Consider the following 23,472-nt stretch of genomic DNA (forward strand, 5'->3'; position numbering starts at 1 on the left):
AGAGCCCCATGTACATCGTGCGCAATTTCTACAAAGGCCGGCCCGGCTACCGCTGTCTGCAGGAGGCGGTGCGTGCCCACTACCTCAAGCACTACGATGCCACCCCCGAGCCGCAGCCGGACCTGTTCGTTTGCCTGACCGGTTCCAATGGCGGCGCGCCAGGTTACGCCTGCGCCGGCATCAGCTACGGCGATTCGGGCAAGCTGTTCAGCGAGTATTACCTGGACCAGAGCCTGGACCAGCGTTATGGACTGGACCGGGCGCGGATTGCCGAAGTGGGCGCCTTCGCTTCGTTTCGCAGCGGCAGCGGCGCCGGCAAATACCTGCTCAACAACGTGATCCAGACCCTGGCCCTGCGCAACTTCGGCCTGGTGGTGCTGACCGCGACCGAACAGGTGCGCCAGCTGCTGACCCCGATCGTCGATACCCTCGACGATCTGGACGGCGCCGATCAAGCCCGGGTCAAGGATCCGCAGGTCAATTGGGGTTCCTACTACCAACAAGGCCCGCGCGTAGTGGCCGCGCGATTGTCGCCCCCGAGCATCTGGATGAGCGCACCGGCATCCGCCGCGGGCCTGGGCCATTCCCTGCCCCATTTCAATCGCCAGGCCTCGGCCTGATCACGACGCGCGCCGGGCATCCGCTGCCCGGCGCGCCGGAGGTAAGCATGAACGCGACCAAACGTTACGAGAATTTCATTGTCTTCCTGGCGCCGCTGATCAACAGCGTGGGCGGTATCGCCATCGACCTGTACGCGCCGAGTATCCCCTCCATTGGCCGTGAGCTGTCAGCCAGCCCGGCACTGATGCAGAACACCATCACCATCACCCTGCTGTTCTACGCACTGGGGCAGCTGTTCTTCGGCATCATGGCCGATGCCCGTGGGCGGCGGCCGGCGGTGCAATTAGGGCTGCTGGTGTTCCTCGCGGGCAGCGTGTTGGCAACCGTGGCCACGTCCATCGAGATGCTGCTGCTCGCCCGCGCCCTGCAAGGCTTCGCCATCGGCGCCTGCCAGGTAGTTGCCCGTGCGCTGCTGGTGGACATCGTCAAAGGGCCGCGTTTCTACGTGGCGATCATCTACCTGAGCCTGGCCTTCGGCCTGGGGCCGGTGATCGCGCCGTACATTGGCGGGGTGATCGAAGTGCACCTTGGCTGGCGCTACAACTTCGTCCTGTACGCCGTATACGCGGTCATCGTGTTGGCCTTCGTGCTGGCAGGGCTCAAGGAGTCGTTGCCCGCAATGAACAGACGTAGCGCCTTGCAGACCTGCGCCGGCTACCGTCCTATCCTGGCTGATAGCCGCTTTCGTTCCTCGGTGGTCGTGCTCGGCTCGAGCTTCTCGGCGTTTCTGCTATGGAACGTGTTCGGCCCGCACATCGTCCAGGAACGCTTGGGGCACAGCGCGCAATACTTCGGCACCACCGCCCTGGCCGTGGGCAGTTGCTACCTGGTCGGCACCCTGGTTAACCGTGCGTTGATTCGGCAGGTCAAGCCACGGCTGCTGATGTGGGCAGGAATGGCGGTGTTTCTGCTCGGCGTGGTGACCATCGCCGCGCAGGCAGAGGACCTTTACCTGGTCTCGATCCTGGGCGGCATCATGCTGGTCGCGTTCGGTCAGGGCTTCATATTCTCCAACGCCATGGCCAACTCGATGTCGCTGTTCCCCGACCGCGCCGGTGTTGCCGCCAGCTTACAAGGCTGCCTGATGCTGGTGTTCGGGTCACTGGCCTCGGCGCTGGTCAGCGTTTTGCCGCTGACCTCGAACCTGGCAATTGCCTGCGTGTTTCTGGTGCTTTGGTTGATCTCGTTGTCGGGCATGCTGAGCGTGCGCGTGCAGCGTCAGGCCTCGGTGGCCTGAAGCGTGCCGACCCCGGTGGTGCAGAACATCTGCTGCCGGGGTCTGCTAGGCAGCGCTGAGCAGCCCCTTGATGAAGCGCGAGAATACCTTGATCCGGGTGGATTCACGGTTGATCGGCAGGTACACGAGATTGATCGACGCATCCACGGCAGCAGGCGGAGAGCGCTGCTGCGGCTTAGCCAGTACCTGATGGATCATTACAACTGGATAAGACCCATCAGTCCAACGATGGGCTGGCTCCGGCCAAAGCTGAGGAAAACTCAAAACTGTGTCCGGGATTAGTTGACCACTACAGTTAAGGGGCTGAAGTTTGGTCATGCGGTTATCCTGGACGCAGACTCCCTTGATGCTAAGGACCTCTACGTTGCGATGACACGAGGAACCAAGATCCTCACGATAATTGGGTCTGGACGAGATGTGCCTACGAAATGAACAGTAGACACCAAGGTTTTATATCGCCTTGCTGGGCTAGCACTCGAGATGCCCAGAGTAGGTTACGTGTAGTCACATTCGGTCGATCCAGTCCATATGAATGACAGGCCGACTCCTTGGTACGGGGACGGCCTGCTTACATACCGCTTTTAGTGGCCACACGCGCTGGCATGGTGAGTCGTCAAGTGCCAACTGCCTGCTTTCATTCAGAATAAAGGGATGGAGTAACTCACCGTCAAACGGTTTTGATCCTGGTCCCACTCACTGGGCACCCCGCTGCGCAGCATGCCGTTTCGCCAGCTGAAGCCCAGCCCCCTGAACGTTCCGCTCTGCACCACGTAGTCCAGGGCAATGTCACGCTCCCATTCCTGCTCGTCCCCTCCCGACGCCATGCGAATGTTGGTGCCCTTCAGGTACGTCACCGAAGCCACCAGCCCCGGCACGCCCAACGCCGCGAAGTTGTAGCTGTACTGGCCAAAGGTGGTGCGCTCGCCCGCACGGGTGAAGCTGGTCACCAGACGGTCGGTGAACAGGTAGATGCTCGACCCGGCGGCGCCTTCGCCGGTGTTGCCCTGGTTCAGCTGGACGAAGTTGCCGCTGTCGGACACCCGCTGGTGGCCGAGCAATACAGCGTGGCCGCCGATGGCGTAGGTGAACATGGCGCTCCAGGTGTCGTTGTCGATCTTGCCCGGCGTATCGCCCAGGCCACCCACCTGGTAGCCCGCCGCGCGTCCGCTGGCCGAGTCGTTGCGCCCATCGGCATCGGTCTTGAAATAGCGCAGGTCGGTAGTCAGCGACTGGTTGTCGGCCAGCGCCCAGGTATGCACCACGCCGGCAAAGTGTTGGATGTAGTAATCCTGCAGTTGCGCTGCGTAGTACTGCAGCTTGAGGTCGCGGGTCAGCTGGTAGTCGGCGCCGGCAAAGAGGAACTCGTTGCTCTCGGGGGTGCCGCCTGCCACGGCCAGGCCCGAGCGGTTGGTCGAGCCGCGGCCGGTGGTGTGCTCCAGTCGTCCACCGATCAGAGTCAGGCCGTCGATTTCCTTTGACGTTACCATGCCGCCTTCGAAGGTTTGCGGCAGTACCCGGCCGTCGTTGGCCACCAGGATCGGAAGCATCGGCTGCAGGGTGCCGTAGCGCGCCTCGGTCTGCGAGAAGCGCAGCTTGCCGGTCAGCCCCAGCCGGCTCCATTCGTCCACGGCGCTGCCATCGCTGTTGTCGGGGATCATCGAGCTGCCGCGGTGGTTGCCGGTACCACCGTCCAGGCGCACGCCGAGCATGCCCAGGGCGTCGAGGCCGAAGCCGACGGTGCCGTCGGTGAAGCCGGACTTGTAGTCGAGCACGAAGCCCTGGGCCCATTCGGCGGTCTTGCTTTGCCCGGCCGCGCCCGGGCGGTCACGGAAGTCGTTGTTGAAGTAGTAGTTGCGCAGGTTGAGGTTGGCCTTGCCATCCTCGATGAAGGCGGCCTGGGCTGCGGGCAGGGCGAAGGTGCTGGCGGTGAGCAGGTACAGGTGCGTGCGTGGCTTTCTTGTCATTGTTGTTTTCCTGAGGGCGAAAGGGCGCCCGAGACTTCCGGGCGCAAGGGGCGTGATGCAGCGGTAGGTCAGTCGGGCAGCCATTCCTGCAGGGTCAGCTCGACGGTGATGAACGACAGGTTGCGGCCGCGCTGCAGGCGGCCGGCGAAGATGTTGCCGTCGGCATCGGCGAGTACCGCCTGCAGGCGGCTCTGCCCGACGCTGACTTCGCCGCTGAGGCTGAGGATCTCGATGCCTGGGCCTGGCACGTGGATGTCCTGCATGCCCTGGCGGCCCAGGTAGTGCAGGGCGCCGTCGATCAGGCTGCCGAGGCCGCCACGGACCACGGCGCAGCGGATGCCGTGGCTGGCGCAGAGGGCCTCGGCACTGTCGATGATGTCTTCGTTGGGCTTGAGCCGGGCGACTACAAGACGGCCCAGCTGGCCGCTCTCGACGTGCGCCTCGGCGCTGAGTGGAGCAAGGGTCATGAGGCCTCCTTGAGCACGGGGTGCAACAGGTTGAACTGGGTTTCGGCATCCGGCTGCACCTGGTAGGCCGCCTGGTCGAACAGGCACAGGCGCAGCACCAGCGGCTCGCTGCCGACGATCAGCCGGTTGAGCACCAGGTGGCCGCCGTGCTGCTGGCCGTCGCGGTCGATGAAGCCGGCGTGGCAGTGCAGCAACGGCGCGCCGCTGGCATCGCGGCCAACGGTGAGGGCGCCGCTGATGAAGGTGATGTAGCCGTCCAGCACCACCGGCTGGCCGTAATCGTAGGGGCGCTGGCTATCGCAGGTGGTGACCATGCGGTGGTAGCTCAGGTGCGCCGCACCGCCGCACAGGATGCGCCCTACCGCGCTCTGGTAGCGGCAGCCGTGCAGCACGGCCAGCAGGCCTTCGGCGACATTGCAGGCCAGCGGCAGCTCGACGCGCACTTCCTGGCTGTGCGCCACCTCGCAATCGAGCAGGCGCGGCTGCAGCGGCAGACCGCTGTGGATGAAGTGGCGCACGCCGCCATGGGTTTCGAAGTGCGGTGTCATGCCGGCTGCTCCTGGCCCGCTTCGAGCAGCGCGCGGATGTGCTTCTTGACGATCTTGCCGTAGCCGGACTTGGGCATCTCGTGCCAGCGCACGAAGCGCTTGGGCCACTTGTAGCGCGCCAGGCGCGGCTCCAGGTGGGCCAGCAGCTGTTCGTCGCTGACCTCGACGGTGGTGACGATCACCGCGCAACCGCATTCGCCCCATTTCTCGTCGGGCATACCCAGTACCGCCACTTCGTTGACCGCCGGATGGGTCAGCAGCGCCTCTTCTATTTCCCGTGGGTACACGTTGGAGCCGCCGGAGATGTACATGTCCGACGCGCGGCCGGTGATGAACAGGTAGCCCTGTTCATCGACATGGCCGAGGTCACCGGTATGGAACCAGCCGTGGCGAAAGCATGCGGCGTTGGCTTCGGGGTTGTTGTAGTAGCCGGCGAACACCGCCGGGCCACGCACGCAGATTTCGCCGTCGCTGCCGGTCGGCAACTCGGTACCGTGTTCGTCGAGGATCGCCACCTGCATGCCGGTGCGTGGGTAGCCACAGGAGCCGACCTTGGCCTGCGGGCTGTCTTCGGCGTCGTGGCAGTCGGGCGGCAGCACGGTGATGTTGCCGGTCACTTCGCCCAGGCCGTAGTACTGCACCAGCACCTTGCCCAGGGTGCGCAGGGCGTGGCACTGGTCGGCGCGGTACATCGGCGCGCCGGCATAGATCACGTAACGCAGGCTACTGTGGTCGTAGCGGTCCACTGCCGGGTCTTCGGTGAGCATCTTGACGATGGTCGGCACGGTGAACAGGTTGTCGATACGGTGCTCCTGCACCAGCCGCCAGGCTTCGTCGCAGTCCAGCCTCTCGCTGGCTGGCAGCACGCAGGTCGCGCCGCGGGCGACGTTGACCAGGGCGTGGATGCCGGCGCCATGAGACAGTGGGGCGAGCACCAGCGAGCGCGACTGCTGGCTCAGGCCGGGCATCAGGTCGGCCAGGTGGTTGTTAACCACGAAGGCCATCTGGCCGTGGGTGAGCACGCCGGCCTTGGGGTGGCCGGTGGTGCCGGAGGTGTAGAAGAACCACAGCGGGTCGTGATAGTGCACCTCGGCCGGGCGGAAGGCCGCCTGCAGCGGCGCGCCCTCGTCGAGCAGGGCGTCGTAGCCCAGCTCGCCACTGCGTGGGTTGCCGATGGCGATGACCGTCTGCAAGGCCGGGGAGGCCGCGCGCACGGCGTCGACGTAATGGCCGAAGCCTTCGTCGTAGAGCATCGCCACCGCGCCGCTGGAGCTGCCCAGGTAAGCGGCCTCCGGCGGGGTGATGCGCACGTTGGTCGGTACCCAGACCACGCCAAGGCGGAACGCCACCCAGGCGCTTTCGAACAGCTGCAGGTTGTTGCGCGCATGCACCAGCAGCCGGTCGCCCTTGCCCAGGCCACGGGCACGCAGGGCGGCGGCGACGCTGTCCACGCGCTGCAGCAGCTGGCGCCACGACACGCGCTGCTCGCTGCGGATGAAGCCCGGCTGGTCAGGCAGGCGGCGCGCCACCTGGGCCAGCAGCTCACCCAGGTTCATCACGTTGTCGATACCGGTCATAGCACGGTCTCCAGGATGCTCACGTAGTTGGTGACGGCCGCGCCGCCCATGTTGAAGACCCCGGCGCGGTCGGCGCGGGGCAGCTGCATGTCGCCGGCCTGGCCGCTGAGCTGCATGGCCGCCATCACATGCATCGACACGCCCGTGGCGCCGATCGGGTGGCCCTTGGACTTGAGCCCGCCGGACGGGTTGATGGGCAGCCGGCCGTCCTTGCGGCAGATGCCCTCGGCGATCACCCGCGCACCCTGGCCGCGCTCGGCCAGGCCCATGGCCTCGTACTCGAGCAGTTCGGCGATGGTGAAGCAGTCGTGGGTTTCCACCAGCGACAGGTCATCGAGGGTCAGCCGTGCCTGCGCCAGCGCTTGCTGCCAGGCCCGCGCTGCGCCTTCGAACACCGTGGGGTCGCGGCGCGACAGCGGCAGGTAGTCGTTGACCTGCACCGCCGCACGAAAACGCACCGCCGGGCCATCGCCGCTTTGCTGGTCGGAGCGGCTGATCACCAGCGCGGCGGCGCCGTCGCTGATCAGCGAGCAGTCGCTACGCTTGAGTGGGCCGGCGACGAAGGGGTTTTTCTCCGAGGGCGTGCGGCAGAACTCGAAGCCGACGTCACGGCGCATATGTGCGTACGGGTTGAGGGCGCCGTTGGCGTGGTTCTTGGCGGCAATCATCGCCAACGCGTCGGACTGGTCGCCATAACGCGCGAAGTAGGCGCTGGCGATGTTGCCGAACACCCCGGCGAAGCCGCTTTCGATGTCCGCTTCTTCACGGGCGTAGCAGCACTTGAGCAGGATCTTGCCGACCTCGGCGGTGGGCAGGCTGTTCATCTTCTCGAAACCGACCACCAGCGCATGCCGGGACTGGCCGCTGAGCACCGCCTTCAGGGCCGAGTGGATGGCGGCGGAGCCGGTGGAGCAGGCGTTCTCGACCCGCACCGCCGGGGTGAAGCGCAGGGCCGGGAGGTGGTTGGCGAGCAGCGCGGAGGGGAAGTCCTGATACAGGAACCCGGCGTTGAAATGGCCGACATGGACCGAGTCGATCTGCTCCGGTTCGAGCTTGGCATGGGCCAGGGCGCCGAGAGCGGCGTCGGCCAGCATGCGCTCGGGGTCGATGTCGGGAAACTTGCCGAAAGGGGCGTGGTGCCAGCCGCTGATCAGGGGTGAATCCATGAGGTGAGTCCTCGCTCGATGGGTTTGCGAGGTCGATGGCAAGAACGGTGCCAGCCCCTTGGCGAGGCGTCTGGCCCGTGCTTTTGTGGGCTTGGCGAAGGTGTCGGCAGGTAGCAGCCGGGGTGCTACAGGTGTCGCCCTGATGGCCTGGGCGACAGTTCAGGGAGACACCTGTTACATCTCCGGCAGCGCAACTGATGCGGCATCACAATTTGATACATCGCCGCCCTGACAGGCAGATACCTTGTGAATCAGTGGTTTAGGCCTTGATTCAGGCTTGCATGAGCGCCGTTTCGCCCAGCCTGCCAAGGGTGGCACCCCTATTGCTATGTGACAGTCACCATCGCCGTATCCCACTCGATCAATAAGAACAAATAGGTCAGGAGAGCTTCATGAGCGATTTCACCCGCCGTTCCTTCATCAAGACGGCCTCCATGGCATCGGCCGCGGTCGCCGCCGCCGGCCTGGGCCTGTACAGCAGCAACACCCGCGCTGCCGATTTCAAACTCAAGTTCGCCAACAACCTGCCCATCAGCCACCCGATGAACGTGCGTGCCCGGGCCATGGCCAAGGCGATCAAGGAAGAAACCAACGGCGCACTGGCCGTGCAGGTGTTCCCCAGCAGCCAGCTGGGCAGCGACACCGACACCCTGGCCCAGGTGCGCTCGGGCGCGGTGGACCTGTTCTCGCTGTCGCCGGTGATCCTCGGCACCATGGTGCCGTCGGTGCAGATCAGCGCCGTGGGCTTTGCCTTCAAGGACTATCAGCAGGTGTGGAGCGCCATGGACGGCGCGCTCGGCGAGCATGTACGCGGCGAAATCGCCAAGACCGGCACGCTGTTCGCCTTCGACCGCATGTGGGACAACGGCTTTCGCGTCACCACCACCAGCACCCGGCCGGTGGCCAGTCCTGACGACCTGCGCGGCATGAAGCTGCGGGTGCCGCCGAGCCCGATCATCATGTCGATCTTTCGCGCCCTGGAAGCGGCGCCGACCAGCATCAACTTCACCGAAGTGTATTCGGCGCTGCAGACGCGCATCGTCGAAGGCCAGGAGAACCCCATGACCCTGGTGTCCTCGGCCAAGCTGTACGAGGTACAGAAGTACTGCTCGCTGACCAACCACGTGTGGGACGGCTTCTGGATGCTCGGCAACAGCGCCTCGTTCGCCCGCCTGCCGGCGGACATGCAGGCGATCCTGCGCAAGCATATCGACGCGGCGGTGATGGGCCAGCGCGAAGACCTCGCCAAGCTCGAAGGCAGCACCCGCGACACCTTGAAGGGGCAGGGCCTGGAACTGGTGGAAGCGCCGGCCAATGCCTTCCGCGACAAGTTGCGCAGCGCCAACTACTACGCCGACTGGCACGACAAGTTCGGCGAACAAGCCTGGACCCTCCTCGAGCAGTATTCCGGGAAGCTGGCATGATGCGCGCCCCAGCGCTACCGGCCTCCACCGTTTCGCAGCGCCTGCCGGCCCGGGTGCTGATCTGCCTCAACAGCTGGGCCATGCGCCTGGTCGGGGTGATCGCGGTCGCCCTGATGGTGATCGAGACCTTCGTGCTGCTGGCGGGGGTGATTGCCCGCTACGTGTTGCACAGCCCGCTGATCTGGTCCGACGAGCTGGCCTCGTCGCTGTTCATCTGGCTGGCGATGTTCGGCGCGGTGCTGGCGCTGGACCGTGGCGAGCACATGCGCATGTCGGCGCTGGTGAACAAGCTGCCCGACGCCTGGCGCGGCTTCAGCGAGACCCTGTCGGCACTGATCGTCTGCCTGTTCGTGGCGATGATCATCTCGCCGGCCATGCAGCATTCCCACGAACAGATGTGGATCACCACCCCGGCGCTGGGCATCCCCGATGGCGTGCGCGCGGCGGCCTTGCCGGTGGGCGCGGTGCTGATGCTGCTGGCGGCGGTGGCGCGCATGGCGCGTTATTCGACCGTGCGCCAGTTCATGGCCGGGCTGGCGGTGGTGGGCGCGGTGGCAGCGGCATTGTGGCTGGCGCAGCCGCTACTGGCGGCCATGGGCAACTACAACCTGGTGGTGTTCTTCCTGGTGCTGCTGGGCGCCTGCGTATTCGGCGGCATCCCCATCGCCTTCGCCTTCGGCACCGCGACCATGGCCTACCTGGCGCTGGCCACCCACGCGCCACTGTCGATCGTGGTCGGGCGCATGGATGAAGGCATGTCGCACATGGTGCTGCTGGCGGTGCCGCTGTTCGTGCTGCTGGGCGTGGTGCTGCAGCTGTCGGGCATGGCGCGCACGCTGATCGACTTCATGGCCTCGCTGCTCGGCCATGTGCGCGGCGGCCTGCAGTACGTGCTGCTCGGGGCGATGTTCCTGGTGTCGGGAATTTCCGGCTCCAAGGTCGCCGACATGGCCGCCGTGGCCCCGGCGCTGTTCCCGGAAATGAAACGCCGTGGCTCCAAGCCCGAAGAACTGGCAGCGCTGCTGTCGGCCACCGGGGCGATGACCGAGACCATTCCGCCAAGCCTGGTGCTGATCACCATCGGTGCGGTGTGCAGCGTGTCGATCACCGCGCTGTTCATCGGCGGGCTGATGCCGGCGGTGGTGGCGACCCTGGCCATCGCGGTGGTGTGCTGGTGGCGCTCGCGCAAGGATGAACGCCCGACCATCGAACGTGCACCGCTGTCGCGCGTGGCCAAGACCTTCCTGATCGCCTTGCCGGCGCTGGCGCTGCCACTGCTGATTCGCGTGGCGGTGCTGGAAGGGGCGGCAACCGCCACCGAAGTATCGACCATAGGCGTGGCCTACGTGGTGCTGGTGGGCCTGGCGATGCACTTGTTCATGCGCCACATCGAGTGGCACCGGCTGTACCCGATGCTGCTGGAAGCAGCGGCGCTTTCGGGGGCGATCCTGCTGATCATCGGCATGGCCTCGTCGATGGCCTGGGCGCTGACCCAGTCGGGCTTCTCGCAGTCGCTGGTGGAGCTGATCGAGGACATCCCCGGCGGTGTCATCGGCTTCATGGTGGTGACCATTCTCACCTTCCTGATCCTCGGCAGCGTGCTGGAAGGCATCCCGGCCATCGTACTGTTCGGCCCGTTGATGTTCCCCTTGGCCGAGCTGCTCGGCATTCACCCGGTGCACTACGCCATGGTGGTGATCCTGGCCATGGGCGTGGGGCTGTTCGCACCGCCGCTGGGGGTGGGCTTCTATGCCGCCTGCGCCATCAGCAAGACCTCTTCCGACCACGTTATCCGCCGCGTCTGGGGTTACCTCGGCGCGCTGCTGGTGGCGCTGGCGGTCGTTGCCTGTTTCCCGTGGATTTCCATCGGTTTCCTCTGAGAGAGCCCTGACATGAGCCAAGCTGCGAAAACGACTTTGCCTGTATCTGCCCACGGACGTGTGGCCCTGGTGACCGGTGCCGCCATGGGTATCGGCGCGGCCATCGCCGAACGCCTGGGGCATGACGGCCACACGGTGGTGGTGGCCGACATCAACCTGAACGCCGCCGAGGAAATGGTTGCCGGCCTGCAGGGCCAGGGCATCGACGCCCTGGCCCTGGCCATCGACATCGGCGATGCGGCATCGATCAGCGCGCTGTTCGCCACCCTGCGCGAACGCTGCGGGCGTTGCGATGTGCTGGTCAACAACGCTGCCATCGCCCGCACCCAGCCGTTCCTAGACACTGAACTGGAGGGCTGGCAGCGGCTGATGAACGTCAACCTCACCGGCACCTTGCTCTGCAGCCAGCAGGCGGCGCAGCTGATGCGCGAGCAGGGCTGGGGGCGGATCATCAACGTCGCCTCGATCAGCGGCATGCGCGCCAGCATGGGGCGCACTGCCTATGGCACGTCGAAGGCGGCCGTGATCGGTCTGACCCGGCAGATGGCCATCGAACTGGCCGAGCATGGCATCACCGTCAACGGCATCGCCCCGGGGCCGGTGGACACGCCGCTGACGCGCACCCTGCACTCGGCGGCGACCCGCGAATCGTATGCCCGGGCGGTTCCGCTGCGGCGCTACGGCACACCGGCGGAGATGGCAGGAGCAGTGGCGTTTCTAGCCTCGGAGGATGCGTCGTACATCAGCGGCCATGTGATCCCGGTGGATGGGGGATTCATGGCGTCGGGGATACTTGAAATCTGAGTCAATTCAGAAAAATGATGATGCGGGCAGGCTAGGCAGGCCGCGCGTCATCAATCGTTATGCTGTTGTGAAAAACTGCTGAGACCGCTGCGCCTCGTCTTCCAAAGTGGCCTGCTTTCCAGCCTGCAAGGCGGTTTCTACGAATGTGGGTATGCAGGGATTATGGTTGTTGGCCTTCCACACTGCCACCACCTCAATGATCGGCGCTGCGCGTAGCGGGTGGAAGCTGGTTGTGGCTAGGCGCATGTTGCGCATCGAGCGTGGCACGATGGCCACACCTAGGCCCTCTCCAACTAGATTCACAATCGTTTGCTGCATGTTGATCTCAAGGCCGATGTTGGGCGTAACACCTTGCTGCAGACAGTAGTTGTAAATGATGTCGTGCAAAGCAGGAGCTATGCGTCGAGGCACGATGATGAAGGTTTCGTCCGCTAGGTCACGGGCCTCCACCACCTCCCGGTCAGCGAGCCAATGACCGGGTGGCAGCACTAGCGTCATTTCCTCGCGATACAGCGTTACCGTCTCCAGACCGGTACAGTCCTGAGGGCGGTACATTATCGCCACATCCTTGTTGCCACTGCTGATGTCTTGGGCTAGGTCCAGTGGCAACGTCTCGGTGAGCTTCAAGTTCACTTGCGGGTACAGCGCTGCATAACGCCGGGTGATGGCTGGGGTGATGCTGTAGGCTGTGGACATCATGAATCCTACCGACAGCTCGCCGGCGGCCCCACGCGCTGCCGCCAGGGCATTGCGCTTAGCCTGCTCAAAGGCCGCGAACACTGTGCCAGTATCGAGGTAGAAACGCTGCCCGGCCTCGGTTAGCTCCACTCGCCGACGTGAGCGGTCGAACAACTTGACTCCCAACTCTTCTTCCAATAATGCGATCTGCCGCGACAACGGCGGCTGAGAGATATGCAGCCGTTCGGCGGCGCGACCGAAGTGCAGGGTTTCGGCCAAGGTACGAAAGTACTGTAGGTGGCGAAGTTCGATCATGATGCTCTCAAAGGTATCAGTCGATGCTTGATTATGTATTGGAAAATATAACTACGCCTCCCTAATGTGAAGTTGCAACATCCTCGGCCCCGCGGCGCCACAAGCGCCGCCCGACGGCATAGTCACAAGCTATCGAACAAGAAAAAGGTGACGCTAATGACCGCTCTGACCAACCCTGAACGCCCCAGCTTGCCTACCGTTCCCGAATGCGACATAGCCCAAAACAGCGACCCGCTGGTGCGCCAGGCCTTCCGTCGCGCGCTGCGTCTGATGGAGCGCGGCATCGCCGTATTGATCCGCGGAGAGACCGGCACCGGCAAGGAGATTCTCGCCCGCGCCCTGCATGCCCACAGCCAACGACGTGCTGCACAGCTGGTGGCGCTGAACTGCGCATCCATACCCGAAACGCTGATTGAAAGCGAGCTGTTCGGTTACAGCCGCGGCGCCTTTTCTGGCGCACTTCCGGGTGGCAAGAAGGGCAAGGTACAACAGGCTGATGGCGGCACGCTGTTTCTCGATGAAATTGGCGACATGCCATTCGAACAGCAGACCCGTCTTTTGCGGGTGATCGCCGAGCGCGAGGTCACACCGCTGGGTGCCGAACGTAGCGTACCGGTGAACTTCGCCCTCGTGTGCGCTACACACCAGGACCTTGTGGCTCGGGTGGCCGACGGCAGCTTCCGCGAAGACCTTTTCTACCGTATCGCCACCAGCGTTGTGGAATTGCCACCGCTGCGCGAGCGAAGTGACCGCGGCGAGCTGCTGTGCAATATGGTCGCCTACGAGCTACCAGACTGCGATCCACGCCACGTGTTGGGTGATGTATGGGCGCTACTGATGGCGCACCCCTGGCCCGGTAACCTGCGCCAGATGCGAGCGGTGGTGCGCTATGCATGTGCGGTAATGGAGGGCGTGAGAATCCAGCGCAGCGACCTGCCGGTGGACTTCCTGTGCCAGTGCCAAGCCCCGCGTCCGCTCCCCGCCAACATCACCCCGATCCGTCGCCCCACGCAGGAGGGCGATGAGCGTTCCGATGTGCTCGACACTCTGCAGGCCTGCCGCTGGAACATGTCCGCCGCCGCCCGACAACTGGGTATCTGTCGGCCCTCGCTGTACAGAGTGATGCGCCGACTGGAAATTCCGCCGCTCAAGGAACAACTGGCTGCCTGCGGCACCGCCTGAGCCCGTTTTCGCTTGCACAATCGATCAACGCCCTTTGCAGCGCAGGGGGCGCGTCTCGCTACGGCCTTCTGAAGGGATAACGAAAATGAGTAACACAGCCGTACACGCAGCAATGAACTTTACCCTGGCCGGGCGCACCGCGCTGGTTACCGGCGCCGCCCGAGGGATCGGTCATGCCATTGCTGCGGCGTTGGGCCATGGAGGGGCGCGGGTTGCCCTGTGTGATCTGGATCCTGAAGCCGCCGAGCAGGCCGCTGCACGCTTGCGTGAGCAAGGCGTCGAAGCGGTGGGCGTGGGCGTGGATGTGGCCGATGAAGCACAGGTAAGGGCGATGGTCGAGCAAGTCGAAGCGCAGTTGGGCGTCGTTGATATCCTGATCAACAACGCCGGGATTGTCTCCACCGCGCCGCTCTTGGAACTGACAACTGCGGAATGGAACCGAGTGATGGCCATCGACCTGAACAGCGTGTTTTTCTGCGCCAAAGCGGTGTTGCCGGGCATGATGGAGCGGCGCGACGGGCGCATCATCAATATTGCCTCGGTGGCCGGCAAACGTGGCGGCGGATTGCTGGGCAACAGCTGTTACGCGGCGGCCAAGGGTGCGGTGATCGCGTTGACCAAGGGCCTTGCGCGTGAGGCGGGCCCCTACGACATCACGGTCAATGCCGTATCACCGGCGTTGACCGACACCGAAATGACCAGCGTGCTGGCACCTCAGGCAAGGGCCCAGGTGCTGGCGCAGATGCCACTTGGGCGGGCGGGCACACCGCGAGATATCGCAGCGGCGGTATGCTTTCTGGCGTCGGCCGAAGCGGGGTTCGTGACAGGTGAGATCATGGACGTGGATGGCGGCTTCATGCGCGATTGATGTAGCCGTAAGCTCTGCAGCTGTTTCCATTGCAGATGTTGCTCTATGGTAGCGACGCCCACAAATATTGTGCGGCGTATGCTCTCCATGGCGACCGATCGCGGGCTCTATCAGGCAGTTTGGAGTGTTCATCTTCCAATCGGCGCAACGCTTTAATCAGCCAGACATCGCCTAGTGGAAATGCAATCCTTTTCATCTGCTTGGCGCATGGCTAAGCACGAATCACTCCAAGGTCCAATCAATCCACCCAATTGCGTCACCACCTGATCGTGTCCAGGAAGTGATATAACTGAACCAGCCAAAGGCGTCGCGAAAGAGGATGGTCATCGTGGTTCTTGGTTAACGTTGAGTTTGCGAAGACCAAACACTCGCCAGAGAAACCACGATGACCAAGCCCACTAACGCATTGACCGAGCTGGTTGAGAAAGGGCAGACGCTGATCTGCTCAGGCAAATGATCCTGTTCGTTGCCCAGCGCATGATGGAGTTCGACGTCGAAGGCCCGTGCGGCGCCGGCTTCGATGTCAAAAGCCCAGACCGGACAAACAGCCGCAACGGCAACCGTGATCGCCTTTGGCAGACCCGCGCCGGCGATGTCGAACTGAACATCCCCAAGCTGCGCCAAGGCCGCTACTTTCCTGACTTTCTTGAGCCACGACGCACTGCCGAGAAAGCGATGGTGGTGGTCATTCAAGAGGCCTGCCGCTGCGATGGCCTGCAAAGCGAGCCCAGATGTGCCAGGCGAGACCCTTTCACCCTTGCCGGATGCCAGCCCAGCCTGTGATTGTTTCAAGGCCTTGGGAGACCTGCGGCCCATCGCGGCAGCGGGCTGCACCTACGCCGACGTGGGCCGGCCATCCCAACCCTGCAAGATAGCGCCCAACACGCTAAAGTCGGATCGCTGCCAGCCCGGCCAGCATCTTCCGCTCAGCATCTGAGGTTCGCAGCTCGCCATGAGCACCATCCCTTTGCAGAAACACCTGGTCCGCCGTCTCGATCTGGTCACGCTCCAGTTGTTCGTGGCCGTTCATGAGGAGGGCACGCTCACCCGCGCGGCCGAGCGGGAAATGATCGCGCTGTCGGCAGCCAGCAAGCGGATGAACGACATGGAGCAGGCGCTGGGCATCGAAGTGTTCGAGCGCAATGCCAAGGGCATGGGACTCACGGCGGCGGGTGAGACCTTGCTGTACTACGCCAAGCGGATCCTGGCCGATGTCGAGAAGATCAGCATCGACGTCGGCGAACACCTGCAGGGGGTTCGTGGCTATGTGCGCATGCTGGCCAATATCTCGGCGATCATCGAGTTCCTGCCGGAAGACTTGCAGGCGTTCATCGCCAGCCATGGGCAGGTGAAGATCAATCTGGAAGAGCGGCCCAGCGCTGGCGTGGTCAAGGGCATCCTCCACGGTGTCGCCGATATCGGCATCTGCTCGGCGGACACCGATATCAAGGGGTTGCATGCCGTGCCTTACCGCCAGGACCAGCTGGTGGTGGTCATGCGCGCGGAGCATGGGCTGGCCGGACGGGAGCGGGTGCGTTTCGCCGATACCCTGGATTTCGACCAGGTCGGACTGCATGCCGACAGCTTCATCAACTTGCGCACCCATGCCGCCGCGCGCAGTTGTGGCCGGCCGCTGCGCCTGCGTATCCATGTGCCAGGCTTCGATGCGGTCTGTCGGATGGTGCAGGCCGACCTGGGCATCGGCGTGCTGCCGCTCAAGGCCTATGAACTGATCGGCCGTCCGCTTGGCCTGGTGGCCGCGGCGCTCGAGGATGGCTGGGCGGCACGCAGTCTGTTGCTGGTGGTCCGTGATCCGTTGGCGCTTTCGCCCGTCAGCCGTTTGTTGCACGAACACCTGCAGCCCCGGTCACGGTAACGTCTTCGCGTTTGGCGAAGACCGCTTATGTTTTTAAGGTTGGTGGTGCGGTGCCTGTCTCCCCTACGCTTGGGACAAATTCCAAGAATGCGAGGCAACACCCATGACTGCGCTTGGCGGCCTTCGGGTCATCGAAATCGGAACCTTGATCGCAGCACCGTTCGCCGCCCGCCTGCTTGGCGAGTTCGGTGCCGAGGTCATCAAGATCGAATCGGTGGGCGGTGGCGATCCGCTTCGCAAATGGCGAAAGATGCACGAAGGGACTTCCCTGTGGTGGTACCTGCAATCGCGCAACAAGAAGTCCCTGGCTCTTAACCTCAAGTCCGCCGAGGGCATCGCCATCGTCAAGCAACTGGCCGAGAGCGCCGATGTGCTGATCGAGAACCTGCGTCCCGGCGCGCTGGAAAAGCTCGGCCTGGGCTGGGATGTGCTGCATGCCCTGAACCCTCGGCTCACCCTGGTGCGTATTTCCGGCTACGGACAGACCGGGCCCTATCGTGATCGCCCGGGTTTCGGGGCGATCGGCGAAGCCATGGGCGGCATCCGCTATACCACCGGCACCCCCGGCATCCCCCCGGCTCGCGTCGGCGTGAGCCTGGGCGATTCGCTCGCCTCGATGCACGCGGTGATCGGCGCGCTGATGTCGGTGCTGCGGGTCAAGACAGGGCAGGGCGAGGGCCAGGTGGTCGACGTGTCGCTGGTGGAAAGCGTGTTCAACGTCATGGAAAGCCTGGTGCCTGAATATGCCATGTTCGGTCATGTCCGCGAGCGCACCGGCGGCTCGCTTCCCGGCATCGCGCCCTCCAATACCTATCCCACCGCCGATGGCGCGTATGTGGTCATCGCTGGCAACAGCGACCCGATCTTCAAGCGCCTGATGCATGCGATCGGTCGCGCCGACCTGGCCGAGCGGGAAGACCTGGCGCACAACGATGGCCGCGCCCCGCAGAGCCAGATGCTCGACGAGGCGATCAGCGCCTGGACCCTGCGCCATTCCATCGAGCATGTACTCGAGGTCCTGGAGCAGGCCGAGGTGCCTTGCGGACGGATCTATTCGGCGGCTGACATCGTCGCCGACCCTCACTATCAGGCGCGCGAGATGATCCTCGATACCAGGTTGCCGGACGGGACCGAAGTGAAGATGCCTGGCATCGTGCCGAAGCTGTCCGCCACGCCTGGCCAGGTCAGCTGGCAGGGGCCGGCTCTGGGCCAGCATACCGATGACGTGCTGCGCGACCTCGGCTTCAGCGACCAGGATATCCAGCGATTCAAGGCAGAAGGAGTGGTGCAATGAGCGTCGAACGTTCCTCGTGTCTGATCGTCCAGGAGGTATCGCCTCGCGACGGCTTGCAGATCGAGCCGGTGTGGGTCGAGACCACGGACAAGATCGCTCTGATCGACCAGCTGTCGCTGGCGGGTTTCACGCGGATCGAGGCCGGTTCGTTCGTTTCGCCCAAGGCCATCCCGGCGCTGCGTGACGGCGAAGCGGTGTTCCAGGGCATCAGGCGTCGACCGGGCGTGGTCTACGTGGCGCTGGTGCCCAACCTCAAGGGTGCGCAACGCGCGCTTGAGGCCGGCGCCGACGAGCTCAACTTGGTGATGTCCGCCAGCCAGACCCACAACCGCGCCAACATGCGCATGAGCTGCGAGGGATCGCTGCAGGCTTTCGCCGATGTCGCGGCGTTGGTGCGGGGCACTTCGCTGAGCCTCAACGCGTCGATCGCCACCGCCTTCGGCTGCCCGTTCGAAGGCCCCATCGCTGAGCGGCGCGTCCACGATATCGTCGAGCAATACCTGAAGCTGGGCGTGACCGGCATCACCTTGGCCGACACCACCGGCATGGCCAACCCGCGCCAGGTCGGACGAATCGTCAGGCAAGTGCTGGAAACACTGCCGGCCTCTGCCCTGACGCTGCACTTCCACAATACCCGCGGGCTGGGCCTGTGCAATGTCCTGGCGGCGTACGAGGCGGGCGCGCTTCGCTTCGATGCGTCGCTGGGCGGGCTGGGCGGGTGTCCGTTCGCGCCTGGCGCATCGGGCAACATCTGTACGGAAGACCTGGTCAACCTTTGCGACGAGATGGGTATCGAGACAGGTATCGACTTGCCGCATCTGCTGAGCCTGTCGCGCACGCTTCCTGCCCTGCTCGGCCATGACCTGCCGGGCCAGGTGGTCAAGGCCGGGCGCAACTGCGACCTGCATCCGATCCCCGCCGAGCTGATGACCTGACATGGCTGCAGGGCAGGTCCACTGCCCTGTGCAAGGCGTATCCAGATTACAAAAACAATCGGGCTCCTGAACTGAAGCCTGCCTGGAGAGTGAAATGACTCTAACTGCTACCTCCACTGGCGCAGTCGTCGACGACGTCAACGCCGAAAAAGCCATCGTGCGCAAAGTGGCCTGGCGGCTGATGCCGCTGATCATGGTCTGCTACCTGTTCGCGTTCTTCGACCGCATCAACATCAGCTTCGCCAAGTTCCAGCTGCAGGCCGACCTGTCCCTGAGCGATACGGCCTACGGCCTGGGCGCGGGCCTGTTCGTGGTGGGCTACGTGCTGTTCGAGGTGCCGAGCAACATGATGCTGTACAAGGTCGGGGCGCGGCGCTGGATCGCCCGGATCATGATGTCCTGGGGCGTGGCCACGGCCTTGATGGTCTTCGTCACGGCCGAATGGCAGTTCTATGTGCTGCGCTTTGTGATCGGTGCGATGGAGGCGGGGTTCGCCCCCGGTGTCCTGTACTACCTGACCCTGTGGTTCCCGCAGAGCTATCGCGGTCGCATCACCTCGACGCTGTTCCTGGCATCGGCCTTCGCCGGGTTGATCGGCGCTCCGGTATCGGGCCTGGTGCTCGGCCACATGGATGGGCTGCTGGAGCTGCGCGGCTGGCACTGGCTATTCCTGCTCGGCGGCCTGCCCTGCGTGCTGCTTGGCATGCTGGTGCTGGGCATCCTCAAGGACCGGGTAGCGGACGCGCCTTGGCTGACGGCGCAGGAAAAGACCTATCTTTCCAGCCGTATCGCCAGCCATGAGGCCAACAAGCATGGCTCGTTGCTGGCAGCGATTCGGCTGCCGGGGTTCCTCATGCTCGGGCTCATCTACTTTCTGATCCAGGTAGCCTCGTATGGCCTGAATTTCTGGGCGCCACAGCTGATTCGCAGCGCAGGCACGGAGAACCCCGTCACCATCGGACTGCTGACCGCCATTCCGTACATCTGCGGGGCCATCAGCATGGTCGTGATCGGCCGACTGTCCGATGCCAGTGGCGAACGACGCAAGTTCGTCTGTGGCCTGGTGGTAGCTGGTGCCATTGGTTTCTTCAGTGCCGGGGTCTTTGCCCGGCACGCCGAACTGCTGATCCTTGCCCTGGCCTTGCTGGGCGCCGGCATCATCGCCTCGATCCCGGCGTTCTGGGCATTGCCACCCAAGCTGTTGGCCGGTGCAGGAGCAGGCGCAGCGGGCGGCATCGCACTGATCAACACCATGGGGCAGTTCGGCGGCATCGTCAGCCCGGTGATGGTCGGGTACATCAGGGACTTGAGCGGGAGCACCACGCCGGCGCTGTACGTGATTGGCCTTACCAGCCTGCTGGCGGCAGCACTGCTCTACTGGGGCCTTCCGGAGCGGTTGCGAACCCGCGACAAGCCTAGCGTCTGAGCGGCCGAGGTCGACAGGGTGGCTTGCACAGCGCAGCAGGCTGCCCACACAGCGTATAGCGCTGCATCCGAAAAATATGAAACGACCTATTGCTGATACGGAATAGCCGCGCAAAGCAACCGACCTTTCCTGCTTAAACTTGGGAAGCGTCCTACAAGAGCCTGACGACATAGATCAACGTTTCATCGTTTTCACTGGCCTAGCGTGTTCTCTCCAGCCAAGCCAGAGGACAAGGCCATGCCCATGTTGAAACGGACGTTCGATATACAGCCCCTTCGTCATGCCGACATCGTTCTGTTCGTCGACGACTGGCCCGTGCGTGCGGCGCAAGGGGAGACGGTGCTCAGCGTGCTGAACGCGGTTGGCTGGCAACGGCTTTCGCGCAGCGACCAGGCGCGTGCGAGCAGTGCCTTTTGTGGTATGGGGATTTGCCACTGTTGCCTGGTGACCATCGATGAGCGGCCCAGGCGCCGGGCCTGCCAGACGCTCGTCGAGAATGGCATGCGCATACGGACTGGGCTGCATCCGCGGACCAGGGAGGTGCGCTCGTGAGCGCTGCTCCTGTGATCGTTGGCGCCGGGACGGCGGGCATGGCGGCTGCCATGGAGCTGGCCGAACATGGGCTCGGCTCGGTGCTGATCGACGAAGCCCCGAGGCCAGGAGGCGTCGTCTATCGTGGGCCGTTGCGGGCCGGTATCGACATTGCCTACCTGGGGGCACGCTACCGCAAGGCGCTCGAGAAGCTGCAAGCGGACTTTGCCCGGCATGCCGGGCTCGTCGACCTGCGATTGCGCAGCCGGGTGATGGGCGGCGAGGCAGGTCGGCTGATCGTGCTCGATGATCAGGAAAAGCTTCAGTTGATCGACTACCCGCAGCTGCTGCTGGCCACCGGCTGTCATGAGCGAGTGGTGCCGTTCTCGGGTTGGACCTTGCCCGGCGTGATGCTGCTCGGCGGGCTGCAATTGCAGATCAAGAGCGCCGTGGCAAGGCCCCTGGGCCGGACCGTTCTTGCTGGCAGCGGACCGTTGCTGCCGCTGGTGGCCTGCCAGCTGCACGCCGCTGGCGCTCCGATTGCAGGCGTATACGAGGCCTGTGCATTCGGCAAGATCGCGCGCCAGACGTTGGCGCTGATGAACAAGCCGCAACTCTTCCTCGATGGCCTGAGCATGCTTGCCTACATGCGGCTGCATGAAATTCCCATGCATCATGGCTGGGGTATCGTCGCGGCCTGGGGCGAGGAGTCGCTCCAGCGAGTGACCGTGGCGCCTTATACCGAACAGTGGGAACCGCGTCTGGACCTGGCTCGCGATGTGGCGGCGCAGACGCTGGCGCTAGGCTATGGCTTCATTCCGCGCACCCAGCTCAGCCAGCAGATGTCGCTCGAACATGCCTTCAGCCCTGACGGCCAGCTGCAAGTGGTCAGCAATGCCTGGCAGCAGGCCAGCCAGCCCAACATCCATGTCGCCGGAGACATGGCGGGCATCCAGGGAGGCGAAGCGGCCATGCTGACCGGCCGGATCGCCGCCACTTCGATCCTGCACCAGCGGGGCGTGCTCGAGGCCCGGCAAGCCCTGGAGCGGCGTGAACGCTACCTGGCCAAGCTGGCGGCCATCAGGCGTTTTCGACGCGGAGTCGAACGCTACACCAGTCGCGGGCCGGCCCAGCTCGATCTTGCCCGTTGCGACACGGTGATCTGCCGATGCGAGCATGTCCTGCGCGGTGACATCGACCGGGCCCTGGCGCAAGGGGTACGCGACATGACCAGCCTCAAGCTGCGCACCCGCATCGGCCTGGGTGACTGTCAAGGGCGCCTGTGCGCAGGCTATTGCAGCGATCGCTTGCGAGCCAGCAGCGGGCAGTCGGATGTCGGCTGGCTTCGACCGCGTTTTCCGATAGACCTGTTGCCACTTTGCGCCTTCGACTCAGCGGCACGGGAGGAGCGCTCATGAAGCACTACGACGTGATCATCGTGGGCGGTGGCGTTATTGGCGCTTCGTGTGCCTACCAGCTGTCCAAACGACCCGACCTGAAAATCGCCTTGCTCGACGAAAAGCGCCCGGGCAATGCCACGCGCGCCTCGGCTGGAGGGCTTTGGGCAATCGGGGAGTCGGTGGGGCTAGGCTGCGGGGTCATCTTCTTTCGCATGATGTCGGCGCGAAACGAGCGCCAGGCCAAAGGCGCGGCGGTCAAGGTGGATGCGCAGACACCGCATATCCTGCCCGATTGCTTCTTCGACTTCGCCTTGCAGTCGGCCGACCTTTATCCTCGTCTTCACCAGGAGCTCATCGAACGTCATGCGATGGACTTCAAGTTCCAGCGCACCGGGCTCAAGTACATCATCCAGGATGAAGAAGACCGGCGTTATGCCGAGCATATCCTGGCACGGATCGCCCACCTGCACGCCCAGACCCGCTGGCTCGACCAGCCCGCCTTGATCCAGGCCGAGCCAGCCGTGGGTCGGCATGCGCTGGGCGCCCTGGAGTTCTTGTGCGATCACCAGGTCAATCCGTTCCGTCTCGCCGATGCTTATCTCGAAGGCGCTCGGCAAAATGGCGTGGACCTGTTGCCGGGGACCGCTGTGACGGGCGTCCTGCACCAGGGCGTGCGAGTCAGTGGCGTGCATTCCCCTCAGCTGGGCGACTTGCATTGTCGCGTGCTGATCAACGCCGCTGGGGCCTGGGCGGCGCAGCTGAGCGAAATGGCCACCGGCCAGGCAATTCCAGTCAAGCCGATAAAAGGCCAGATAGCGTTGACCGAACGCCTGCCCAAGCTGCTCGAAGGCTGCCTCACGACCAGTGATTGCTACATGGCGCAGAAGGACAACGGCGAGATCCTGATCGGCAGCACCACGGAAGATGCCGGTTTCGATGTCGGCACCTCCTTCGAGGCCATCGAGTCCCTGGTCCGGGGTGCCTTGCGTTGCGTACCGGAACTGGCCAAGGCCAATCTCAAGCGGACCTGGGCAGGGCTTCGTCCGGGCTCGCCCGACGAGTTGCCCATTCTCGGGCCCGTGGCCCATGTCGAAGGCTACTTCAACGCCTGCGGTCACTTTCGCACCGGCATCCTGACCTCGGCCCTCACTGGCGTATTGCTCGACAGGCTCATTCATGACGAACCGCTGCCACTGGATATCACGCCGTTCCGGGCCGAGCGCTTCGACCTGGGGAAGACCCCCGAGCCATGGGCCTGAAGCCAGGTCGCCGGCCTCGG

General features: G+C 64.2%; 21 protein-coding genes and 1 pseudogene. 15 read left to right on the forward strand and 7 right to left on the reverse strand.

Going from position 1 to position 23,472, the window contains the following annotated elements:
* Nucleotides 1-8: 8 nt before the first annotated feature.
* Together ACY8GK_RS16085 and ACY8GK_RS16090 are read left to right on the forward strand one after the other, a co-directional pair.
* Entirely contained in the window at nucleotides 9-620 is a 612-nt protein-coding gene (locus ACY8GK_RS16085; protein WP_462401622.1) for a thermostable hemolysin, read from the forward strand.
* 47 nt (nucleotides 621-667) lie between these two features.
* Nucleotides 668-1,858, forward strand: a complete 1,191-nt coding sequence (locus ACY8GK_RS16090; protein ID WP_462401623.1) for a multidrug effflux MFS transporter — start codon at nucleotides 668-670, stop codon at nucleotides 1,856-1,858.
* Nucleotides 1,859-1,903: 45 nt separating this feature from the next.
* Here the strand turns inward: ACY8GK_RS16090 and ACY8GK_RS16095 are convergent, their stop codons facing one another.
* The 6 genes from ACY8GK_RS16095 to ACY8GK_RS16120 all read right to left on the reverse strand — a co-directional run bounded on the left by ACY8GK_RS16095 (nucleotide 1,904) and on the right by ACY8GK_RS16120 (nucleotide 7,580).
* Nucleotides 1,904-2,176, reverse strand: coding sequence for a hypothetical protein (locus ACY8GK_RS16095; RefSeq protein WP_462401624.1), 273 nt, complete (start codon nucleotides 2,174-2,176; stop codon nucleotides 1,904-1,906).
* A 320-nt stretch (nucleotides 2,177-2,496) separates the two neighbouring features.
* Entirely contained in the window at nucleotides 2,497-3,822 is a 1,326-nt protein-coding gene (locus ACY8GK_RS16100) for an OprD family porin (protein WP_462401625.1), read from the reverse strand.
* Between the two features lie 68 nt (nucleotides 3,823-3,890).
* Nucleotides 3,891-4,289 carry a PPC domain-containing DNA-binding protein gene (locus tag ACY8GK_RS16105; RefSeq protein ID WP_462401626.1) on the reverse strand — a complete coding sequence of 133 codons (399 nt, stop codon included), beginning with the start codon at nucleotides 4,287-4,289 and terminating at the stop codon, nucleotides 3,891-3,893.
* Nucleotides 4,286-4,837: a PPC domain-containing DNA-binding protein gene (locus ACY8GK_RS16110; protein WP_462401627.1), complete on the reverse strand. Its 552-nt coding sequence runs from the start codon at nucleotides 4,835-4,837 to the stop codon at nucleotides 4,286-4,288. Before ACY8GK_RS16110 ends, ACY8GK_RS16105 begins: the two co-directional genes overlap by 4 nt.
* A complete protein-coding gene (locus ACY8GK_RS16115) occupies nucleotides 4,834-6,414 on the reverse strand; it encodes an acyl-CoA synthetase (RefSeq protein ID WP_462401628.1) in 1,581 nt (526 codons plus the stop codon). Before ACY8GK_RS16115 ends, ACY8GK_RS16110 begins: the two co-directional genes overlap by 4 nt.
* Nucleotides 6,411-7,580: an acetyl-CoA acetyltransferase gene (locus ACY8GK_RS16120; protein ID WP_462401629.1), complete on the reverse strand. Its 1,170-nt coding sequence runs from the start codon at nucleotides 7,578-7,580 to the stop codon at nucleotides 6,411-6,413. The genes ACY8GK_RS16115 and ACY8GK_RS16120 overlap by 4 nt, the downstream gene beginning before the upstream one ends.
* A 392-nt stretch (nucleotides 7,581-7,972) precedes the next feature.
* Here ACY8GK_RS16120 and ACY8GK_RS16125 point away from each other — a divergent pair, with 392 nt between their 5' ends.
* From ACY8GK_RS16125 to ACY8GK_RS16135, 3 genes are read left to right on the forward strand one after another with little or no spacing between them, the layout of a single operon-like run.
* Nucleotides 7,973-9,004, forward strand: coding sequence for a TRAP transporter substrate-binding protein (locus ACY8GK_RS16125; RefSeq protein WP_462401630.1), 1,032 nt, complete (start codon nucleotides 7,973-7,975; stop codon nucleotides 9,002-9,004).
* Nucleotides 9,001-10,884, forward strand: a complete 1,884-nt coding sequence (locus ACY8GK_RS16130; RefSeq protein WP_462401631.1) for a TRAP transporter large permease — start codon at nucleotides 9,001-9,003, stop codon at nucleotides 10,882-10,884. The genes ACY8GK_RS16125 and ACY8GK_RS16130 overlap by 4 nt, the downstream gene beginning before the upstream one ends.
* Nucleotides 10,885-10,920: 36 nt before the next feature.
* Nucleotides 10,921-11,688: an SDR family NAD(P)-dependent oxidoreductase gene (locus ACY8GK_RS16135; protein ID WP_462401632.1), complete on the forward strand. Its 768-nt coding sequence runs from the start codon at nucleotides 10,921-10,923 to the stop codon at nucleotides 11,686-11,688.
* A gap of 57 nt (nucleotides 11,689-11,745) precedes the next feature.
* Here the strand turns inward: ACY8GK_RS16135 and ACY8GK_RS16140 are convergent, their stop codons facing one another.
* Nucleotides 11,746-12,681 (reverse strand): LysR family transcriptional regulator, encoded by a 936-nt coding sequence (locus ACY8GK_RS16140; RefSeq protein WP_462401633.1) that lies wholly within the window; start codon nucleotides 12,679-12,681, stop codon nucleotides 11,746-11,748.
* Nucleotides 12,682-12,747: 66 nt separating this feature from the next.
* Between ACY8GK_RS16140 and ACY8GK_RS16145 the strand changes: the two genes are divergently transcribed.
* The 10 genes and pseudogenes from ACY8GK_RS16145 (at nucleotide 12,748) to hcnC (ending at nucleotide 23,452) form a co-directional block, all read left to right on the forward strand.
* Nucleotides 12,748-13,863, forward strand: a complete 1,116-nt coding sequence (locus ACY8GK_RS16145) for a sigma-54-dependent Fis family transcriptional regulator (RefSeq protein ID WP_462401634.1) — start codon at nucleotides 12,748-12,750, stop codon at nucleotides 13,861-13,863.
* A gap of 112 nt (nucleotides 13,864-13,975) precedes the next feature.
* Complete coding sequence (locus ACY8GK_RS16150) at nucleotides 13,976-14,731, forward strand: SDR family NAD(P)-dependent oxidoreductase (protein ID WP_462401635.1); 756 nt, start codon at nucleotides 13,976-13,978, stop codon at nucleotides 14,729-14,731.
* A 385-nt stretch (nucleotides 14,732-15,116) separates the two neighbouring features.
* A pseudogene (locus tag ACY8GK_RS16155) lies at nucleotides 15,117-15,430 on the forward strand (transposase); the annotation flags it as partial.
* A gap of 253 nt (nucleotides 15,431-15,683) precedes the next feature.
* Complete coding sequence (locus tag ACY8GK_RS16160) at nucleotides 15,684-16,607, forward strand: LysR family transcriptional regulator (protein ID WP_462401636.1); 924 nt, start codon at nucleotides 15,684-15,686, stop codon at nucleotides 16,605-16,607.
* Nucleotides 16,608-16,710: 103 nt separating this feature from the next.
* Nucleotides 16,711-17,901, forward strand: a complete 1,191-nt coding sequence (locus ACY8GK_RS16165) for a CaiB/BaiF CoA transferase family protein (RefSeq protein WP_196175347.1) — start codon at nucleotides 16,711-16,713, stop codon at nucleotides 17,899-17,901.
* On the forward strand, nucleotides 17,898-18,836 hold the full coding sequence (locus ACY8GK_RS16170; RefSeq protein WP_462401637.1) for a hydroxymethylglutaryl-CoA lyase: 939 nt from the start codon (nucleotides 17,898-17,900) through the stop codon (nucleotides 18,834-18,836). The genes ACY8GK_RS16165 and ACY8GK_RS16170 overlap by 4 nt, the downstream gene beginning before the upstream one ends.
* Nucleotides 18,837-18,930: 94 nt before the next feature.
* Nucleotides 18,931-20,262 (forward strand): MFS transporter, encoded by a 1,332-nt coding sequence (locus ACY8GK_RS16175; RefSeq protein ID WP_196175343.1) that lies wholly within the window; start codon nucleotides 18,931-18,933, stop codon nucleotides 20,260-20,262.
* A 237-nt stretch (nucleotides 20,263-20,499) separates the two neighbouring features.
* Nucleotides 20,500-20,814: a (2Fe-2S)-binding protein gene (locus tag ACY8GK_RS16180; RefSeq protein ID WP_196175341.1), complete on the forward strand. Its 315-nt coding sequence runs from the start codon at nucleotides 20,500-20,502 to the stop codon at nucleotides 20,812-20,814.
* Nucleotides 20,811-22,211 (forward strand): FAD/NAD(P)-dependent oxidoreductase, encoded by a 1,401-nt coding sequence (locus tag ACY8GK_RS16185; protein WP_196175339.1) that lies wholly within the window; start codon nucleotides 20,811-20,813, stop codon nucleotides 22,209-22,211. Before ACY8GK_RS16180 ends, ACY8GK_RS16185 begins: the two co-directional genes overlap by 4 nt.
* The gene (gene hcnC, locus ACY8GK_RS16190; protein WP_462401638.1) at nucleotides 22,208-23,452 is read left to right on the forward strand and encodes a cyanide-forming glycine dehydrogenase subunit HcnC; all 1,245 of its coding nucleotides are present in this window, start codon (nucleotides 22,208-22,210) and stop codon (nucleotides 23,450-23,452) included. Before ACY8GK_RS16185 ends, hcnC begins: the two co-directional genes overlap by 4 nt.
* Nucleotides 23,453-23,472 lie beyond the last annotated feature (20 nt).

It is taken from the genome of Pseudomonas sp. Marseille-QA0332 (assembly GCF_054950175.1).

Bases quoted from the DNA above. Each gene is read 5' to 3' on its own strand.
- ACY8GK_RS16150 (WP_462401635.1), top strand. From the start codon at position 13,976: ATGAACTTTACCCTGGCCGGGCGCACCGCGCTGGTTACCGGCGCCGCC.
- hcnC (WP_462401638.1), top strand. From the start codon at position 22,208: ATGAAGCACTACGACGTGATCATCGTGGGCGGTGGCGTTATTGGCGCT.
- ACY8GK_RS16140 (WP_462401633.1), bottom strand. From the start codon at position 12,681: ATGATCGAACTTCGCCACCTACAGTACTTTCGTACCTTGGCCGAAACC.
- ACY8GK_RS16085 (WP_462401622.1), top strand. From the start codon at position 9: ATGTACATCGTGCGCAATTTCTACAAAGGCCGGCCCGGCTACCGCTGT.
- ACY8GK_RS16180 (WP_196175341.1), top strand. From the start codon at position 20,500: ATGCCCATGTTGAAACGGACGTTCGATATACAGCCCCTTCGTCATGCC.
- ACY8GK_RS16090 (WP_462401623.1), top strand. From the start codon at position 668: ATGAACGCGACCAAACGTTACGAGAATTTCATTGTCTTCCTGGCGCCG.
- ACY8GK_RS16175 (WP_196175343.1), top strand. From the start codon at position 18,931: ATGACTCTAACTGCTACCTCCACTGGCGCAGTCGTCGACGACGTCAAC.
- ACY8GK_RS16130 (WP_462401631.1), top strand. From the start codon at position 9,001: ATGATGCGCGCCCCAGCGCTACCGGCCTCCACCGTTTCGCAGCGCCTG.
- ACY8GK_RS16125 (WP_462401630.1), top strand. From the start codon at position 7,973: ATGAGCGATTTCACCCGCCGTTCCTTCATCAAGACGGCCTCCATGGCA.
- ACY8GK_RS16165 (WP_196175347.1), top strand. From the start codon at position 16,711: ATGACTGCGCTTGGCGGCCTTCGGGTCATCGAAATCGGAACCTTGATC.
- ACY8GK_RS16110 (WP_462401627.1), bottom strand. From the start codon at position 4,837: ATGACACCGCACTTCGAAACCCATGGCGGCGTGCGCCACTTCATCCAC.
- ACY8GK_RS16100 (WP_462401625.1), bottom strand. From the start codon at position 3,822: ATGACAAGAAAGCCACGCACGCACCTGTACCTGCTCACCGCCAGCACC.
- ACY8GK_RS16115 (WP_462401628.1), bottom strand. From the start codon at position 6,414: ATGACCGGTATCGACAACGTGATGAACCTGGGTGAGCTGCTGGCCCAG.
- ACY8GK_RS16120 (WP_462401629.1), bottom strand. From the start codon at position 7,580: ATGGATTCACCCCTGATCAGCGGCTGGCACCACGCCCCTTTCGGCAAG.
- ACY8GK_RS16095 (WP_462401624.1), bottom strand. From the start codon at position 2,176: ATGACCAAACTTCAGCCCCTTAACTGTAGTGGTCAACTAATCCCGGAC.
- ACY8GK_RS16105 (WP_462401626.1), bottom strand. From the start codon at position 4,289: ATGACCCTTGCTCCACTCAGCGCCGAGGCGCACGTCGAGAGCGGCCAG.
- ACY8GK_RS16170 (WP_462401637.1), top strand. From the start codon at position 17,898: ATGAGCGTCGAACGTTCCTCGTGTCTGATCGTCCAGGAGGTATCGCCT.
- ACY8GK_RS16160 (WP_462401636.1), top strand. From the start codon at position 15,684: ATGAGCACCATCCCTTTGCAGAAACACCTGGTCCGCCGTCTCGATCTG.